The sequence below is a fragment of the Brevundimonas sp. DC300-4 genome, assembly GCF_049897365.1.
GTDB lineage: Bacteria > Pseudomonadota > Alphaproteobacteria > Caulobacterales > Caulobacteraceae > Brevundimonas.
In genome coordinates, this window is sequence record NZ_JAFCWC010000004.1 from 292,523 (window position 1) to 307,828 (window position 15,306).

Here is a 15,306-nt window from a genome sequence, read left to right on the forward strand (position 1 = left end):
GCTCAGCCGGCCGGCCGGGCCAGCCCGCTGCGCCAAGCGTCAGCAGCAGCGCGGTGCAGAGTGGCATGGCGGCGCGCCAACCGGTCGATGTCGCTGTCGTAGCCGCCGCCAATCACGCCAACGACCGGCGCTACAGGCAAGCAGGTCTCCAGAACATAGGCGTCGCGCGCTAACAGGCCTTCGTCGCTCAGGGCCAGCCTGCCGAGACGGTCGCTCACATGCGGATCGACGCCGGCGATGTAGAAGATGAGGTCCGGCTGGACGCGTTGGAGCAGGACAGGAAGTGTCGCTCGCAGCTCGGCCAGGTAAGCTTCATCGCCGGTCCCATCCGGTAGGTCGATGTCCAGATCACTTGGGCCTCGTCGCACGGGATAGTTCTTCTCACCGTGCATGGAGAAGGTAAAGACCCTCGGCTCCTGCTCGAAGATGAAGGCGGTGCCGTCGCCCTGGTGTACGTCAAGATCGACGACGAGAGCCTTACGGATCTCGCCTGCGTCGATCATCGCGCGGCCGACCACGCCGATGTCATTGAAGACGCAGTAGCCTGCGCCGCTCCTTGGTCCCGCATGGTGGCTGCCGCCGGCGGTGTTACAGGCCAAGCCATAGCGAAGCGCTAGACGCGCCGCCATCAGGGTGCCGCCGACCGCCGCCTGCACCCGATCCGAGACACCGCGGGTCACCGGCATGCCGATGACCCGCTCGACGTTAGGCGGAACGGCAGCGTCCAACACCTGACGGACGTAGCCGGGGTCGTGCACGGCGGCGAGCATCTCGAAGGTGGCGGGTTCGGGGGTGTGCAGTCCCTCAGGCCCGATCAGACCCTCTTCTTCCAGCACCTGAGCCAGTCGAGCGTATTTTTCCATGGGAAGCGATGCCCAGGCGGAAGCGTAGCGCTGTAGGCCGGGTGGTAGACGACCGGGGGAAGAGTGCGCGGCGTGGACATGCTGGCTAGGTGATAACATCCTCGCGGCTGTGAGGCTTCCTCTGCGCCAGCTGCTAACGTTGGAGGTCCGCTTTTCGACTTTGTCCCACTGTCCGCAGTTGGCGCAGAGCCGCTATGTCCGACCGGGTTGGACGCCCGTCCTTCTGCCTGACCTACCGCGCGTTTCCGTGAGTTGTCCCTCCCAGATTGTTTGCGCGTTCGAGGAGGTCGCGCACGAAGGCTGAGGCCTGGTCCACATCGATATCTAGGATATGTGGGGTGTGGATGCCGCGTCCACCGGCGGTGTCGATCCGCACCGTGGCGATCCTAAGCATCCGCTGGATGGGTCCGCGCCGCACCGTGACGGCCTGGACATTGCCGTAGGGGATGGTCCAGTCGCGCTGTTTGAGGACCCCGCGCGATACCTGCACGCTGGTCTCGGCGAGCGCGTACCGGTGATAGCGGGGCCGCAGCAGCGCGACCGCTAGCGGGGCGGGCATCGTGAACAGAAGCAGGGCGGCAAGCGGGAAGACGGTAGTAGCGCCCAAGATGATCACGGTCGGCAACAAGACAAAAGCGACGAGGGCACGCACGCCGTGCAAGGCCGAGACCGACCGCAGCAGTGACCGCTCGAAGGGCGGAAGTCCAGCCAGGGCGATGATGGGAGCCAGTTCCGCAGGCCGCGCAAAAGGAACGAGTTCCTGGCGGCCAGAGAGGTGATCGCTGCCGCCCAGTGTCTGGACCTTGAGCGCCGACCATCCCAACCGACCGCTCACGGCACCGCGCTCGATTAGGCTGAGCTGGATCTGGCGCTTGGCCACCACCACCTCGGTGCGTGTCAACAGGCCCCGGCTGTAGCGAAACCGGCCCTCAGCATAGGCGAGTTTGAAGCGGAAGTTCTGCAACGTCGTCCGGATGACGCCGGCCAGCACTCCGACTGCCAAAGCCAGACCAGCCGCAGCCAGGACGACCGGTCCATTCATGTTCGATCTCAGCGTCTGCTCGGAAACGCCGAGCAGGTCCAGCCATCGGTCCCAGCCATAACCGAGCGCCTGGTTCAGATACTGGCCGACGCCGAATATGGCTGCGACCCAGACGAGCGAGAAGCTGAACAGTCCGGAGTAGAGCAGGCGGGGTAGCCCTAACCTGAACAGGATGGCTTCGGCCTCGTTTTCAGCTTCCCCGCCGGCCGCCTCCGAGGGGGCACCGTTCGTTCGAAGGCCCCGGAGCACTTCTCGAAGCCGATACGCTTCCGAGAGGCTGACGCTATCGAGCTGACCCTCGTCGGCCTCCCCGCCACCGGTCTCGATGCGGACCTGTGCAAGACCCAGCAGTCGTGACAAGGGCCCCTGTTTGATCGAGACATCCTGGATCCGTTCGGCCGGGATCGATCGGCGGGTCCTATTGATCAGGCCGCTTGCGATGACGAGCTGCCCTGGCAGGATCTGGTAGGTGAAGGTCCGCCAGCGAAGCCAGCTGGAGACCAGAATGAGGCCCCCCAGCAGCGACATCCCCACGACCAGCAGCCCGATCGCCGCGCTTTCGCCGCGCGATGCGACCAGGATCGCCGGCAAGGCGAGGAGGATGGAGGGCGAGTTCTGGAGGACCTTGATGAGGATGGTGCGCGGGTCGAGGCGGCGCGGCGGCAGAGTCTCGGCCACGCTCGAAGGATCGGGTTCGCTCACCAGGGCGCGTCGCTGATCCGGCCGCGGATCGCATCGCGGATTTCCTCGGCACGCTGGCGGCTTATGCCGGGGAGCACCACAAGGCTGTTCTCGGTGCCGGCGGTGTGCAGGCTGAGGGTTGCGACACCCGCGCTGCGCTCGATGGGACCTTGGCTCACATCGATGTGCTGGACGCGAGAGAGCGGCACGATCGTGTGTTCGCGCGTCAGCCAGCCAGACGCGACGTGCAGTTCTCTGTCGGTAAAGGCATAGCCCCACCGACGCCAGCGCCCCGGAACGAGGACGACGATCGACAGGAAGGCCAGTGCAATGACAGGTCCAGCGACGACCCCCGGGGTGAGGCCGAGACGCCATTGCAGATAGCCGTCAGCCACCGCCGCCATCGTTGCGAAGATCAGCCATCCAAGGGCTGACCGAACGCGTAGGACCGTGAGGTAGCCGCGCTCCAGCGATTGCAGCTTTACGAGTTTGACCGCCATCGCTGTCTTATGCGCCATCGGGTACCAACGGCTCAAGCGCCGTCCGATCTGTTGATCGGCGTTGAAAGCGAGACCCCGCCCGATATGAAATAACATATTGAATGTGCTTAATATTGCGGGGCGATATGGGGTCCCGACAGACGCCTGTCAGCATGCGCGCGAACGTATCGTTGATCTGCTCCCCTGAAACTCCTCCGGGAGCTGCTAGAGTCCACTCCTGCAGAGAAAGCGAGGCACGCCGCGCCCTCTGCCACGCCCATTCAACCCGTCCGAGATCTCATGATGATGACCGACCCCGAACGCGTTGAGGCCCTGCTCGATATGGTGGACCCCGCCCGCGCGGCGGCACCAAGCCGGGGGCCAGAGCTGGCGGTGTTGGGGCTGGCCGTCGCCAAGGCTAAAGGCGGATACATGCCGACGAACGCTGGCTGGGTGCTGATCGGCAACCGTGGCAGGGCGTTCCAGCCGAACTGAGCGCCTTCATCGGCGCCCACAGAATTAAGAACAAATACGGAACTTTGCTTGCGTGCCGCCGTCCGGCGGAGTCACAAGTGCCCCGGGTCGGCAACCTGGAGAGAGTGAATGAACGACCGATCCCTGGCCTGCTTGCTCGCCGAGCTGGACGCTGAACTCGCCCGCAAGACCGACCGCGTTCGCGCCGCTGGAGAGATACTCGACCGTATTGAGGCGCGGGTTCCCGGCGCTGTTCTGCGATCCGCCGCCGGCATCCAGCTCCGAAGCCTGGGCTGCTCCACCGCCATCGCTGGGTGATGTCATGCCCGACCTCAATCGCCCGCGCATCGCACGCGAAGACGTAGCGCCAGAACACGGCCGCCGACTGGTGGTCCAGTGCGACCGCCCGGAGTGTGGCCGCGCCGTCCTGATGGATCCTCGCCCCCTGTTCGGCTCGGTGCGGTTCTGGCCGGTTTAGGGACGATCCAGCCGATTTCGGTGCACCTGCGGCAGTCGGGTCGCCCGCGTGTCCTACACCCGTAATGAATCCCAGACCGACGGTCCGATCGCACCTGCGGCGCTCGCCCTCTGGTTCTGATGAGCTACGTCAAGCTGGAGAACCGACCGGTCTCGTGGTGGCGCTGACGCGCGGCGACGATCGGCCAGATGATCGATCAGGGCTGGGTTGTCTGGTCCGTCACAATGTCTGCTGTTGGGGTCGAACGCCTCGCGGCATGATATTTTTAAGTTGATTGCTTTACCCAACGACGAGGCGGGTCTTGCGCGCTAAGTCTTGGGTAGGTCATCCAAGTTGCAGGGGACCACAAGAAGGGGACGGCGATTGGAAAGTGTTTCGGCCAGCCGTTCCAATCTCACGTTCCTGACCGGCGGCGGCGAGATGGGCGCGCTGATGCGCGCGCACGACTGGTCGATTTCGCCGGTCGGACCGCCGGAGGACTGGCCGCAGTCGCTGCGCTCGGTGGTTGGGCTGATGCTCGCCAACAAGCACATCATGTTCGTCGCCTGGGGGCCGGAACTCGTCTTTCTCTACAACGACGCCTACCGTCCGGTTTTCGGACAGAAGCACCCTTGGGCGCTGGGACGACCGTTCCGGGAGGTCTGGTCGGAAGTCTGGGACGAGGTCGAGCCGCTGGTGAACAGCGCGCTCGGCGGCGAGGCGACTTGGTCGGAAAATCTTCATCTGGTGTTGCACCGCAACGCCTGCCCGGAGGACTGTTGGTTCACCTTCTCCTATTCGCCCGTGCGCGACGAAGACGGCGCGGTCGTCGGCCTGTTCTGCGCCGCGACGGAGACGACCGGTCAGGTGCTGACCGAGCAGCGGCTCAAAGAGCAAGCCGAACGCCAGCGACGGCTGTTCGAAAAGACGCCGGGGTTCATCGCCATCCTGACCGGACCCGATTACACGTTCGAGTTCGTGAACGAGGCCTATGTCCAGCTCGCCGGTGGGCGCGACTTGCTCGGCCGTACGGTGCGCGATGCGTTCCCGGACCTTGCAGGCCAGGGCCTGTTCGAAATGCTGGACGGCGTCTACGCAACGGGCGAGCGGTTCGTCGCGGAAGGCACTGCGGTGACGCTCCGCGAAGCGCCCGACCAGCAAGGCCGCGAGGTTGTCCTTGATTTCGTCTACGAACCGATGCGCGACGAGGCGGGCGACGTCACCGGCATCTTCCTTGAAGGTCACGAGGTTACCGAAATTCGCCGCGCCGATGCGACGCTGCGCGAAAGCGAAGCGCGATACCAGGCCCTGTTCGCCGCATCGCCGGTGCCGTTCATGGTGCTTGCGCCAAACGCGCCGGATTTCACAATCATTGCAGCAAACGATGCGTATTTCGCCGCAACTCTGACGACACGTGAAAGTCTCGTCGGCCGCAGGCTGTTCGATGTTCTTCCTGATGACCCGAGCCGCCCGGGCCAACTCGGGTCCGATGCGCTCGCCATTTCGCTGGACCGTGTCCTGACGACGCGGACGACCGACGCAATGGAGCGCGTGCGCTACGACCTCGTCACTCTCGACGGCGGGTTCGAGCCGCATTGGTGGGAGGCGATCAACGCGCCAATGCTCGATGGGTCGGGCGAGATCAGCGCCATCATTCACCAAGTCACGCGGGTCACGGAGCTCCACTATGGCGAGGAAGCCGAGTTGGAGGAACAGGAGCACCAGGCGTTCCTGCTGAAACTCGGCGACGCGCTACGGGCGGAGCCGAGCGCCGAGGCCATGACGGACCGAGCGCTCCGGATGCTCTCGGGGCAGATGCGGCTCGATCGCTGCTATGTCGGTATTTATCGGCTGGCGGAGGATCTAGGCGACTTTCCCCATCAGGTGCACGACGACCGTCTGCCCCCGTTGCCCGCTCAAGTGCGTTTGTCCGATTTTCCCGAGGCGCTGCGGATCGCGTTTGATCGGACGCTGGTGCTCGACGATGTCGTGGAAATGGAGGGGCTTTCGGACCGCGACCAGGCCAGTTTCGACGGCCTCGGCATCCGTGCTTTGATCGCTGCGACCCTGCGCAAAGGCGAAAACAACCCGCTTTGGGCGATCGTGGCCGCCTCAACCAGCCCTCGAGTCTGGACACCGGGCGAAGTCTCCCTTGTTGAAGAGGTCGCCGAGCGCACCTGGGCGGCGGTCGAGCGGGCCCGCGCCGAAGCAGCGCTGCACGAGAGCGAGGCGCGCCACCGCTTTCGCGTCGAGTTGAGCGACGCCCTGCGCGCGCTGACCTCACCCTCCGGGATCATGGCGGCGGTCGCCGAGCGATTGGGTCCGCACCTCGGCGTCGACCAGGCGAACTACTATCTTGTCGACAGCGACCGTTTCGTCGTCACCGACGAGTGGCGCACTGACGCGAGCCCCGGCATACTCGGCAGCCACTTCTTGGCCGACTTCGGCGAGGACACGTTAGCGCGCCTGCGCGCGGGCGAGGTCCTGCGCTTTGACGACACGCACGGCGTCGAAGGCGAGAAGGCGTTCGCCGCCGCCGGCATGGCGGCCGTCCTGTCGGTCCCGCTGCGCCGCGACGGCCGCTGGGCGGCCGGCCTCCACGTCCACCAGGCTCGTCCGCGCGTTTGGACTGCTGAGGAGGAGGCGCTGGTGCGCGAGGTGGCGGCACACGCCTGGGCGGCGGTCGAGCGCGCCCGTGCTCAGGACGATCTGCGCGATCTTAACGAGTCGCTCGAAGCGCGGGTCGCCGACGCGCTCGCTGAGCGTCAGGTTCTCGCCAACTTCGTCGACAGCACGGACGCCTCCGTACTCGCCTGCGACCTCGACTACGGTGTTCTCGCGGTCAACGACGCCACCATTAGCGGAATGGAGCGCCTGTACGGCGTGCGCCCGAAGGTCGGCGACAACTTGCTCGACGTGCTCGCCTCAATGCCGGAGCACCGCGTGCAGGTCGAGCGCCACTGGAGCCGCGCGCTCTCGGGCGAGGAGTTCGTTGTTCTCGACGAGTTTGGCGATCCAAGGCGCGAGCGTGCCTTCTACGAGGTGCGTTTCCACCCCTTGCGCGACCGCGACGGTAAGCGGGTCGGCGCGTTTCAGGCGGCCTATGACGTGACTGACCGGGTGCGGGCGCAGACGGAGCTGGAGCAGACCCAGGAGGCGCTGCGCCAGAGCCAGAAGATGGAGGCGATGGGGCAGCTCACCGGCGGCGTCGCGCACGATTTCAACAACCTTCTCACCCCGATAGTCGGCAGCCTCGACATGCTGGTGCGCCGCGGCGTCGGTAGCGAGCGCGAGCGTCGACTGATCGACGGCGCGTTACAATCGGCCGAGCGGGCGAAGATATTGGTTCAGCGTCTGCTCGCCTTTGCTCGACGCCAGCCGCTCCAGCCAGTCGCGGTGGAGATATCTAAGCTCGTTGAAGGCATGGTCGGCATGATCGGCTCGACGCTCGGTCCGACGATCGATGTGCGTGTGGTTATCGACCCGGATCTGCCGCCGGCCAAGGCCGATCCGAACCAGCTCGAGATGGCGCTCTTGAACTTGGCGGTGAACGCACGCGACGCCATGCCGGACGGCGGCGAACTCAGTGTCACGGCAAGGCGAGAGAGCGTGTGCCCGGGCCACACCTCGGGTCTCCAGCCGGGGGACTATGTGCTGCTGTGCGTCGTCGACACAGGGGCTGGGATGGACGATGCAACGCGCCAGCGAGCGATCGAGCCGTTCTTCTCCACAAAGGGCGTCGGCAAGGGAACCGGTTTGGGGCTGTCCATGGTCCACGGCCTCGCGGCGCAGCTCGGTGGCGGGCTGATAATAGACAGCACGCCGGGCAAAGGCACGACGATCGAGCTCTGGCTTCCGATCAGCACTGCGGCGATCGGCGTTCAAGAGGCTTCCGCCGCAACTCCCGCAACGCGCGTCGGTCGTGGCGTCGCGCTGCTCGTGGACGACGAGAAGCTGGTGCGCATGAGCACCGCAGACATGCTGATCGACCTCGGGTTCGAGGTCGTCGAGGCGGGGACCGCAGAGGAGGCGTTGCAACTCCTTAAGACTGGCACGATGCCGGACCTCCTGATCACCGACCACCTCATGCCCGGAATGAGCGGAGTGGACCTCGCGCGGGAGGCGCGTGCCATCAAGCCGACACTCCCGATACTGATCGTGTCCGGTTATGCAGAGGTGGACGCCGTTGGGCAGGACTTGCCGCGGTTGACCAAGCCGTTCCGGAGTGCCGAGTTGGCGGAGAGCATCTCCGCTGTGATTCCGGTCGGTGAATAGCGGCGGGGCGCTGTGAGACTGGTCGCAGCTCGGCTGGTCATTGATCGTGGGCCGAATGTCGCGTTTTGCGAGCTAGTTGAATGACTGGTTCTGGCGCGAGCAGATATGGTGCCAGAGGTCATCCCGCGCGATCTGTAACCCCGATGCGCTGCTGACCCAGTGTGGTGTTGGTTGTTACAGCCAATATTCAGTAAGATATTCAATCTATACGACTCTTCTCCAGACTACGAATCTGAGGGTCGGACGTTCGAATCGTTCCGGGCGCGCCATATTTCTATGTATTTCAGTAGCTTACGGCCTGTTGCGTGGGCCAGCGGCGATTCGTTGAAGTGTAACAGCAGATGTAAAGCCATCTCGAAGCTCTGAAATCCTTGCGATTTTTGCTGCCGGAGAGTCTGGGGCTCGCTGTCATTAGTCCGTTCCTGGCTCATCTGAGACGTTCGGAACGTCCGCTATCGGGCGGTGGGTGGGTTGAAGGCGAGCCTTCCGTAAAGCGGACGTCGCCGACTTCCGCAAAGGGGGGTTAGCGGACCTTTGCTGGAATCAATACATCACGAGGGGCTCTTCAACGTGCGCTAGGTGGAGCGAGCGTATTTCCACCGGCGAACTACCCGTCCGTATTCCCGCCAAGACGGTAAGCTTCCATTCGGGGTCGTCTGAATCTGCGTAGGGAAAGGTCAGACGGTAGCATCGCGACAATGCCCACCTCTGCTCGGGCAGATCACACTCCGTCCGTTCGACCGTTGTCGCTGCCTTGAGTTCTAGATGCCGTAGCTGAGCCAGTGCACTTGCACAGGTGTTGTCAGCGAAATCCCCGCAACTGAAAGGGAGACGGGCGAGGTGTCGGGGCTCCTGCAGATAGGCCTTCTCAACTGCTGCCAACCATTGAGCGTCACCGGCACTGGGAGCGCGGAATGCGTCAGTAGCAGTGTTCATTCTCGCACAAGCGACATCTGATGCGGTTTGGTAAGCCTCCGTGCCCGGCTCTCCTAGCGGGTCGTCAAAGGTCTTGTAACGGCTCTCGGCTGAGACACGCTTTACCTGTAGGGGCGCAGTGTCGTTGACCCTGTCAAAGTCCATCCAGTCATACTCGACCGTGATGACATCTATGCTGCATATCCGGTTCAGTCGGGGCGAAGGCGTTTCAGGTTGGGAATAGAACTCTACCTTTTCAGGAGGTCCCCCCGTCTCACCATGATCATACCGCACAACCTCAATTATGCGTTGGCCAAGGAACGGACCTAGAATCTTGGCGGCTAGTCGGGCTGTGGGCAGTGAACGTGCCTCGGCCACAGTCAAAGGTGACTGAGGTGTTGACCCGCGAGGCTGCGAACATGCGGTCAACAGGACGCATAGTGCGGCTGCGGGAATGCCAAGAGTGGTCAGTTTCGCCATGGGTGGATGTTGGCATGACGTGGTTCTTGCGCCTATGCCCACCATGTCCGCTAAGGGTCGGGAACGGCCAGAGGCATGGGACCGAAAAGCGGACGTTCCCAGGCTCAGGTGGCCTGACTGAATGTCGTGTTTTCGGCGCTCAGTGAATGACCGGTGCTGGCGCAAAGCAGACCTCGGCAAACATCGCGCCAGCGATCGCGTCTTTGGAACGTTCACCCTCGGACCGACACCTCCGGATATGACGTTACATTCACCAGAGCCTAGCGCGTTGAAATTGATCGAGAACGTGCCAGCCTACGAATCTGAGGGTCGGACGTTCGAATCGTTCCGGGCGCGCCATTCTGCTATAGAATTCATATACTTACTGTGACGCGGAAGGTCTTCGCCAATCGCGGCATTCTGTAACGTGTTAGGCCGCCTGCAGCTAATGTCCTGAGATTGCAAACGAAAATCTGAAGCCGCGAGTCTGGCGCTCTTTCGGACCCGGTCCTCCAGACCAGATTCTTGCAAAAGCATCCGATCTCGTCCTATTTCTTGGCTTCCGTCGGACCCGGGTGACCGGGTGGCTATACCGGGCGCCTAACCCCCGGAGACGACACGACCCCATTCGGCTTGGCCGGCAGCGATGACGGATCGCGACAGGGGTTAGGATGCACTGACCCGTAATGATGATGACCGAGATGGCCCGTGGGCCATGCTCCGCCTTGCGTTTGGCATGCCTGAGTTTCGTCACCGCTGATCGGCTCCTTTGCGCAGAGGGCGGCCGATGATGGACCTCGGCGAATCCGGGCCGCTGGAGATCGCACAGATCGTCGTGCTGGCCGCTGCGTCTTGCGCCTTCCTGCTCGCGGCGTTGAAGACGGGTCGGCCTGGCGCTCCTGCCTTCGCCGTGTTCAGTCTGGTCCTCGGGGTTGCCGCTCTCAGGGAATACAGCGCGGAGGCGAACGGCGTTTGGCAGTCCTATCTGGAGAGCCACGCTGCGCGCTGGCATCTCGCAGCGGTTCTGATGGTGCCGCTCATCTTCGTGACCGCCCGCGATCGGGCTGTTGGTGTGTGGTCCCATGCCCGCGCCGTCGTCTTGATGGTTCCAATCTTCGGGCTGGGGATCGCCCTGGTCTGGCTCGCCGCAGCCATCGAGGAGTGGGGCGGCACGGTGACCTTGACCGAGGCCGAGTTGTGGAACCTGCTTCTGATCGAGGAAGTCCTCGAACTTCTGGCCTATGCGACCACCCTGCTGGTCGCTCTGAAGGCCGCGAGCAAGGCGCGACAAGACGCCTCAGCCTCCTTCTCGCTGGTCACGGTCCTGCCCACCCGCAGGCGGCGAGGCGGGGGACTGATTGGTCGGGCGTGACCCGCCGGGCCTTGTGCACCGCAGCGATCTAGGCCAAGAGAGCCCCTGTTCGTCGGACCCGTTTCACACGGGTGGCTACCCTGGGCGCCCATCCCCCAGGAAACATGAAGCGATAGCTGAGCGGCTAGAGCACAGGTGCGTTGACGAACCGCACACCTAGTCGTCGCCCTCCGGCTTATCCCCATGTCCCTTACCCGCCCGGGGTCCGTCCGTGACCCGGCGCCATGCGCGATCGAGTCGTGTGAGGCGCGTCCTGATCATCCCGCAGATCATGCTGGGTCATATCGCCGAGATGTCGGTCGCCTGCGTTCGGCCGTCCGGTTGTCGCCGCAGCCGAAACGAGAGGCGCTGCCCTTTGACCAGACCGTCCAGGCCAGCCTCCTGAACGGCGCTGAGGTGGACGAACACCTTGGGCAGCTTGTCGTCTCGCGAGATCATCGCGAACCGGCCCTTGGGGTCCACGAATTTGATCGTGCCCGTGATGGGGTCTTCCGCGACGTCGCCGAGCGGGCGGTCGGCCGGCGCACTCATGCCGCCACGCCAATGCAAAGCTCGCCTCTCGGTGTGATGATGATCATGTAATCTCAATAAACGCTCCACTTCCAGAATAAAAGAGAATGCACCATCAATGCAGCTCCAGTCTAGGCCTTTAACTTACTGCCCGTTGTGCAGTGAAAGCACCCAAGTGCGCACGAAAGAAAATGAATGAAACTACCAGCCATGAAACTGGACTTCGGAATGATCCGGGAAACCTGGCTCGGGAACATCAGAGGTGATGCCCTGGCCGGCATTGTCGTGGCCCTGGCCCTGATCCCCGAGGCGATCGCCTTCTCGATCATCGCGGGCGTGGACCCGGCGGTCGGCCTGTATGCCTCCTTCGTGATCTGTGTCGTCATCGCCTTCGCGGGCGGTCGCCCGGGCATGATCTCGGCGGCGACCGGGGCCATGGCCCTGCTGATGATCACCCTGGTGCGCGAGCACGGTCTCCAATACCTGCTGGCCGCCACGGTGCTGACCGGCATCCTGCAGATCATCGCCGGCTATATCCGGCTGGGCGCGCTGATGCGGTTTGTGTCGAAGTCGGTCGTGACCGGCTTCGTCAACGCCCTCGCCATCCTGATCTTCCTGGCCCAGATGCCGGAGGTCACCAACGTTGGCTGGCAGACCTACGCCATGGTCGCCGGCGGTCTGGCGATCATCTACATCCTGCCGCGCCTGACCAAGGCCATCCCGTCGCCGCTGGTGGCGATCGTAGTGCTGACCGCCCTGTCCATGGCTATGGGCCTCGACATCCGTGTCGTCGGCGACATGGGACAACTGCCGGCGACCCTGCCGATGTTCCTGATCCCGAACATCCCGCTGAACTTCGAGACCCTGATGATCATCTTCCCCTATTCGGTGACCTTGATGATGGTCGGTCTGCTGGAGTCGCTGATGACCGCGACGATCGTCGATGAACTGACCGACACGCCTTCGGACAAGAACCGCGAGTGCAAGGGCCAGGGCATCGCCAACATCGCCTCGGGCTTCTTCGGCGGTATGGCGGGCTGCGCCATGATCGGCCAGTCGGTGATCAACGTGAAGTCTGGCGGGCGGGGGCGGTTGTCGACCCTGCTGGCCGGTGTCTTCCTGCTGTTCATGATCCTGGTGCTCGGCCCGTGGGTGTCGCAGATTCCGATGGCGGCCCTCGTGGCAGTGATGTTCATGGTCGCGATCGGCACCTTCAACTGGGGCTCGATCAAGAACCTCGTCGAACATCCCAAGAGCTCCAGCTTCGTCATGCTGGCGACCGTCGTCGTCACCGTGGCGACCCACGACCTGGCCAAGGGCGTGTTCACCGGCGTGCTGCTGTCGGGCATCTTCTTCGCCCAGAAGGTGGCACGGATCGTCGCCATCAGCTCGAAGACGTCCGAGGATGGCCGATCGCGGGACTATGACATCCGGGGCCAGATTTTCTTCGCCTCGGCCGACAGTTTCGTCGCCGCCTTCGACTTCAAGGAAGCCATCGACCACGTCCGGATCGACCTGTCCCACGCCCATTTCTGGGACGTGTCGGCCATCGCGGCCCTGGACAAGGTGATCCTGAAGTTCCGTCGCGAAGGCACCGAGGTTCAGGTCGACGGCCTGAACGAGGCCAGCCTGACCATGGTCGACAAGTTCGCCATCCACGACAAGCCCGGCGCCCTCGACAGCCTGACGGCCCACTGACGTGCGGCTGCATCCCCTCCGGCCCGTCGGTCGCCCCTCTATCGCCTTCAGGATTGCCTCATGACCAAAGTTCTCGCCTGTATCGATGCCTCCACCTACGGCACCAGCGTCTGTGACCATGCGGCCTGGGCGGCGCAGAACCTGAACTGCGATGTCAAACTCCTGCATGTCCTCGACCGGGCCCCGGACGCCGTCCCCCAGGACCTGTCCGGAAGCATTGGGCTCGGGGCCTCGGAGCATCTGCTGGAGGACCTTGCCAAGCTCGACGAGCATCGTGGCAAGCTGCGGATGGAACGGGGTCGCGCCATCCTCGAGGCCGCCAAGTCGCGTGTCGAGACCGCCGGTATCGGCACGGTCACGACACGGCTCCGCCACGGGGGTCTGGTCGACAACGTCCATGAACTCGAAGACGACGTCCGGCTGGTGGTGCTGGGCAAGCGTGGCGAGCGGTCAGACTTCGCCAAGGCGCATCTGGGGGGCAGTATCGAACAGGTGGTCCGGGCGACCAGGCTGCCGGTCCTGATCGCATCGCGCGAGTTCAAGCCAATTCAGCGGCTGCTGATCGCCTTTGACGGGGGCGCCAGTTCGCGCAAGGCTGTCGAGTTTCTGGTCTCCGATCCCGCCTTCTCACGCTTCGAATGCCACGTCGTGATGGCGGGTCACCCGAAGGGCGACGACGCGGCGCATCTCGCCTGGGCCCGCGAGCGCCTGGTCAGCGCAGGCGGAACCCATCAGGTGCTTCAGCGCCATGGTGAGCCGGAGGCGGTTATCACCGACTACGCGCGCGAAGAGAAGATCGACCTGCTGGTCATGGGGGCCTATGGCCACTCCCCGATCCGGCGCTTCTTCGTGGGCAGCACCACGACGGCCATGATCCGGATCGCACTGCTGCCTGTCCTGCTGTTTCGCTGAGGGGAGGGCGGGAGTGCTGGACGGAATTCCGACGCAGACACGCGACAGGACGGAGGGCTCGCCTCCATCGCGGGGAAAAGCCTCCAGATTCGGCCCGCCGCCGGAGGCCTGGTATCCCGTCGCCCGGGAGAAGGCGGTGCGGGCACAGGCGACCGTTTCGCTGTTTGGGGAGGAACTCTCTCTCGTTCGAGGTCGCTCGGGAGCTGTCAGCCTGCACGGCGCTCCGGGCTGGGCCATCGAGACCCGGCTGGGCATGGTGTGGGTCCGCCGCCTCGGCGATCCCGCCACAGCGGTGCCCCCGCTGACCGAGGACGAGGCGGGGACGCCGGCCTGCCCGATGATCGCCTGGTCGGAAATCGAGGTCGAGGCGGACTATGACCAGACCGTCCTCGGGCTTGTCGACCCCGCCCACGTGCCCATGGTCCACACCGCCTGGTGGTGGCGATCCTCGGCCCGTCGTCGGGTCAAGACCAAACACTATGCGCCGTCCCCCTTCGGCTTCACGGCGGTTGCGGCAGACGGTTTCGCCTCGGCTCCGGCCTATGAGCTGGTCGGCTCGGACCGGAAGGTCACCATCGAGTTCCGGCTGCCGTCGACGCGTATCGAGCGGGTCCGGGGCGGGCGACTGCGCATTCTGAACATCACCACCGTCACCCCGATCGCGCCCGGGCGCGTGGTTCTGCGCAACGTGATCTACAGTTCGGTGCGACCGTTGCGGTGGTTGTATCCGGCCCTTTCCGCCTTGGGCCGGGCCTTTCTGGAACAGGACGCCCGCATCCTTCGCCGGCTGGACACGCATGCCAGTAAGCATCAGCCCCTGCTGTTCGTCGGCGAGCCCGACCAGCCCTCCGCCTGGTATTTCCAGTGCAAGATGGCCCTGGCCCGGGCGGTCGGGGCCAGAGACACTTTCATCAATCCCGTTCAGCCTTCGGTTCTGCGGTGGCGAACCTGATGGGCGGACGAAGCCCTTGGCATCATCGGCAGCAAGGCCTAGTCTCCCAGGGTTATGGGCCGACGCCGTCGGGCCAAGCGGACCCCCCACATCCCGGGAGGTCTGAACACGGAATGACAACCCTGCGAGCGAACACGCTCGACCCGGTTCTGACCGGATCGATCGGTGAGGTCTCGATCGGCGTGCCCAGCACGCCTCTGGGTGCGTCGTCTTCCAG

12 protein-coding genes and 2 other annotated features are annotated in these 15,306 nt (G+C 64.2%); of the genes, 8 read left to right on the forward strand and 4 right to left on the reverse strand.

The window, feature by feature from the left end; genetic code table 11:
• Window positions 1-2: 2 nt before the first annotated feature.
• The 3 genes from ACP7AZ_RS09305 to ACP7AZ_RS09315 form a co-directional block, all read right to left on the reverse strand.
• Window positions 3-863, reverse strand: a complete 861-nt coding sequence (locus tag ACP7AZ_RS09305; RefSeq protein WP_426038276.1) for a histone deacetylase family protein — start codon at window positions 861-863, stop codon at window positions 3-5.
• 232 nt (window positions 864-1,095) lie between these two features.
• Window positions 1,096-2,607, reverse strand: coding sequence for a PH domain-containing protein (locus ACP7AZ_RS09310; RefSeq protein ID WP_426038278.1), 1,512 nt, complete (start codon window positions 2,605-2,607; stop codon window positions 1,096-1,098).
• Window positions 2,604-3,086 carry a PH domain-containing protein gene (locus ACP7AZ_RS09315; protein ID WP_426038280.1) on the reverse strand — a complete coding sequence of 161 codons (483 nt, stop codon included), beginning with the start codon at window positions 3,084-3,086 and terminating at the stop codon, window positions 2,604-2,606. The genes ACP7AZ_RS09310 and ACP7AZ_RS09315 overlap by 4 nt, the downstream gene beginning before the upstream one ends.
• A 279-nt stretch (window positions 3,087-3,365) precedes the next feature.
• On the opposite strand from ACP7AZ_RS09315, the gene ACP7AZ_RS09320 reads away from it, so the two are divergent.
• The 5 genes from ACP7AZ_RS09320 (at window position 3,366) to ACP7AZ_RS09340 (ending at window position 11,017) form a co-directional block, all read left to right on the forward strand.
• Window positions 3,366-3,560: a hypothetical protein gene (locus ACP7AZ_RS09320; RefSeq protein WP_426038282.1), complete on the forward strand. Its 195-nt coding sequence runs from the start codon at window positions 3,366-3,368 to the stop codon at window positions 3,558-3,560.
• Between the two features lie 108 nt (window positions 3,561-3,668).
• Window positions 3,669-3,857 (forward strand): hypothetical protein, encoded by a 189-nt coding sequence (locus tag ACP7AZ_RS09325; RefSeq protein ID WP_426038284.1) that lies wholly within the window; start codon window positions 3,669-3,671, stop codon window positions 3,855-3,857.
• 4 nt (window positions 3,858-3,861) lie between these two features.
• Entirely contained in the window at window positions 3,862-4,017 is a 156-nt protein-coding gene (locus ACP7AZ_RS09330; protein WP_426038286.1) for a hypothetical protein, read from the forward strand.
• Between the two features lie 363 nt (window positions 4,018-4,380).
• Window positions 4,381-8,271, forward strand: a complete 3,891-nt coding sequence (locus ACP7AZ_RS09335; RefSeq protein ID WP_426038288.1) for a PAS domain-containing protein — start codon at window positions 4,381-4,383, stop codon at window positions 8,269-8,271.
• Between the two features lie 1,938 nt (window positions 8,272-10,209).
• Window positions 10,210-10,262 (forward strand) — a sequence feature (sul1 is cis-regulatory element that is thought to sense ions involved in sulfur or methionine metabolism; They are found in Alphaproteobacteria).
• A gap of 170 nt (window positions 10,263-10,432) precedes the next feature.
• Window positions 10,433-11,017: a hypothetical protein gene (locus ACP7AZ_RS09340; protein ID WP_426038290.1), complete on the forward strand. Its 585-nt coding sequence runs from the start codon at window positions 10,433-10,435 to the stop codon at window positions 11,015-11,017.
• A gap of 51 nt (window positions 11,018-11,068) precedes the next feature.
• Window positions 11,069-11,122, forward strand: a sequence feature (sul1 is cis-regulatory element that is thought to sense ions involved in sulfur or methionine metabolism; They are found in Alphaproteobacteria).
• A gap of 174 nt (window positions 11,123-11,296) precedes the next feature.
• On the opposite strand, the gene ACP7AZ_RS09345 is transcribed toward ACP7AZ_RS09340, so the two are convergent.
• Window positions 11,297-11,548 (reverse strand): cold-shock protein, encoded by a 252-nt coding sequence (locus ACP7AZ_RS09345; RefSeq protein ID WP_426038292.1) that lies wholly within the window; start codon window positions 11,546-11,548, stop codon window positions 11,297-11,299.
• Between the two features lie 174 nt (window positions 11,549-11,722).
• Here ACP7AZ_RS09345 and ACP7AZ_RS09350 point away from each other — a divergent pair, with 174 nt between their 5' ends.
• From ACP7AZ_RS09350 to ACP7AZ_RS09360, 3 genes are all read left to right on the forward strand, one after another.
• Entirely contained in the window at window positions 11,723-13,225 is a 1,503-nt protein-coding gene (locus ACP7AZ_RS09350) for a SulP family inorganic anion transporter (protein WP_426038294.1), read from the forward strand.
• 60 nt (window positions 13,226-13,285) lie between these two features.
• Window positions 13,286-14,137 carry a universal stress protein gene (locus ACP7AZ_RS09355; protein WP_426038296.1) on the forward strand — a complete coding sequence of 284 codons (852 nt, stop codon included), beginning with the start codon at window positions 13,286-13,288 and terminating at the stop codon, window positions 14,135-14,137.
• 136 nt (window positions 14,138-14,273) lie between these two features.
• Window positions 14,274-15,089, forward strand: coding sequence for a hypothetical protein (locus tag ACP7AZ_RS09360; protein ID WP_426038298.1), 816 nt, complete (start codon window positions 14,274-14,276; stop codon window positions 15,087-15,089).
• Window positions 15,090-15,306: the final 217 nt, after the last annotated feature.

Coding starts and splice junctions, on each gene's coding strand:
- ACP7AZ_RS09305 (WP_426038276.1), bottom strand. CDS start 863: ATGGAAAAATACGCTCGACTGGCTCAGGTGCTGGAAGAAGAGGGTCTG.
- ACP7AZ_RS09315 (WP_426038280.1), bottom strand. CDS start 3,086: ATGGCGGTCAAACTCGTAAAGCTGCAATCGCTGGAGCGCGGCTACCTC.
- ACP7AZ_RS09320 (WP_426038282.1), top strand. CDS start 3,366: ATGATGATGACCGACCCCGAACGCGTTGAGGCCCTGCTCGATATGGTG.
- ACP7AZ_RS09325 (WP_426038284.1), top strand. CDS start 3,669: ATGAACGACCGATCCCTGGCCTGCTTGCTCGCCGAGCTGGACGCTGAA.
- ACP7AZ_RS09330 (WP_426038286.1), top strand. CDS start 3,862: ATGCCCGACCTCAATCGCCCGCGCATCGCACGCGAAGACGTAGCGCCA.
- ACP7AZ_RS09340 (WP_426038290.1), top strand. CDS start 10,433: ATGATGGACCTCGGCGAATCCGGGCCGCTGGAGATCGCACAGATCGTC.
- ACP7AZ_RS09345 (WP_426038292.1), bottom strand. CDS start 11,548: ATGAGTGCGCCGGCCGACCGCCCGCTCGGCGACGTCGCGGAAGACCCC.
- ACP7AZ_RS09350 (WP_426038294.1), top strand. CDS start 11,723: ATGAAACTACCAGCCATGAAACTGGACTTCGGAATGATCCGGGAAACC.
- ACP7AZ_RS09355 (WP_426038296.1), top strand. CDS start 13,286: ATGACCAAAGTTCTCGCCTGTATCGATGCCTCCACCTACGGCACCAGC.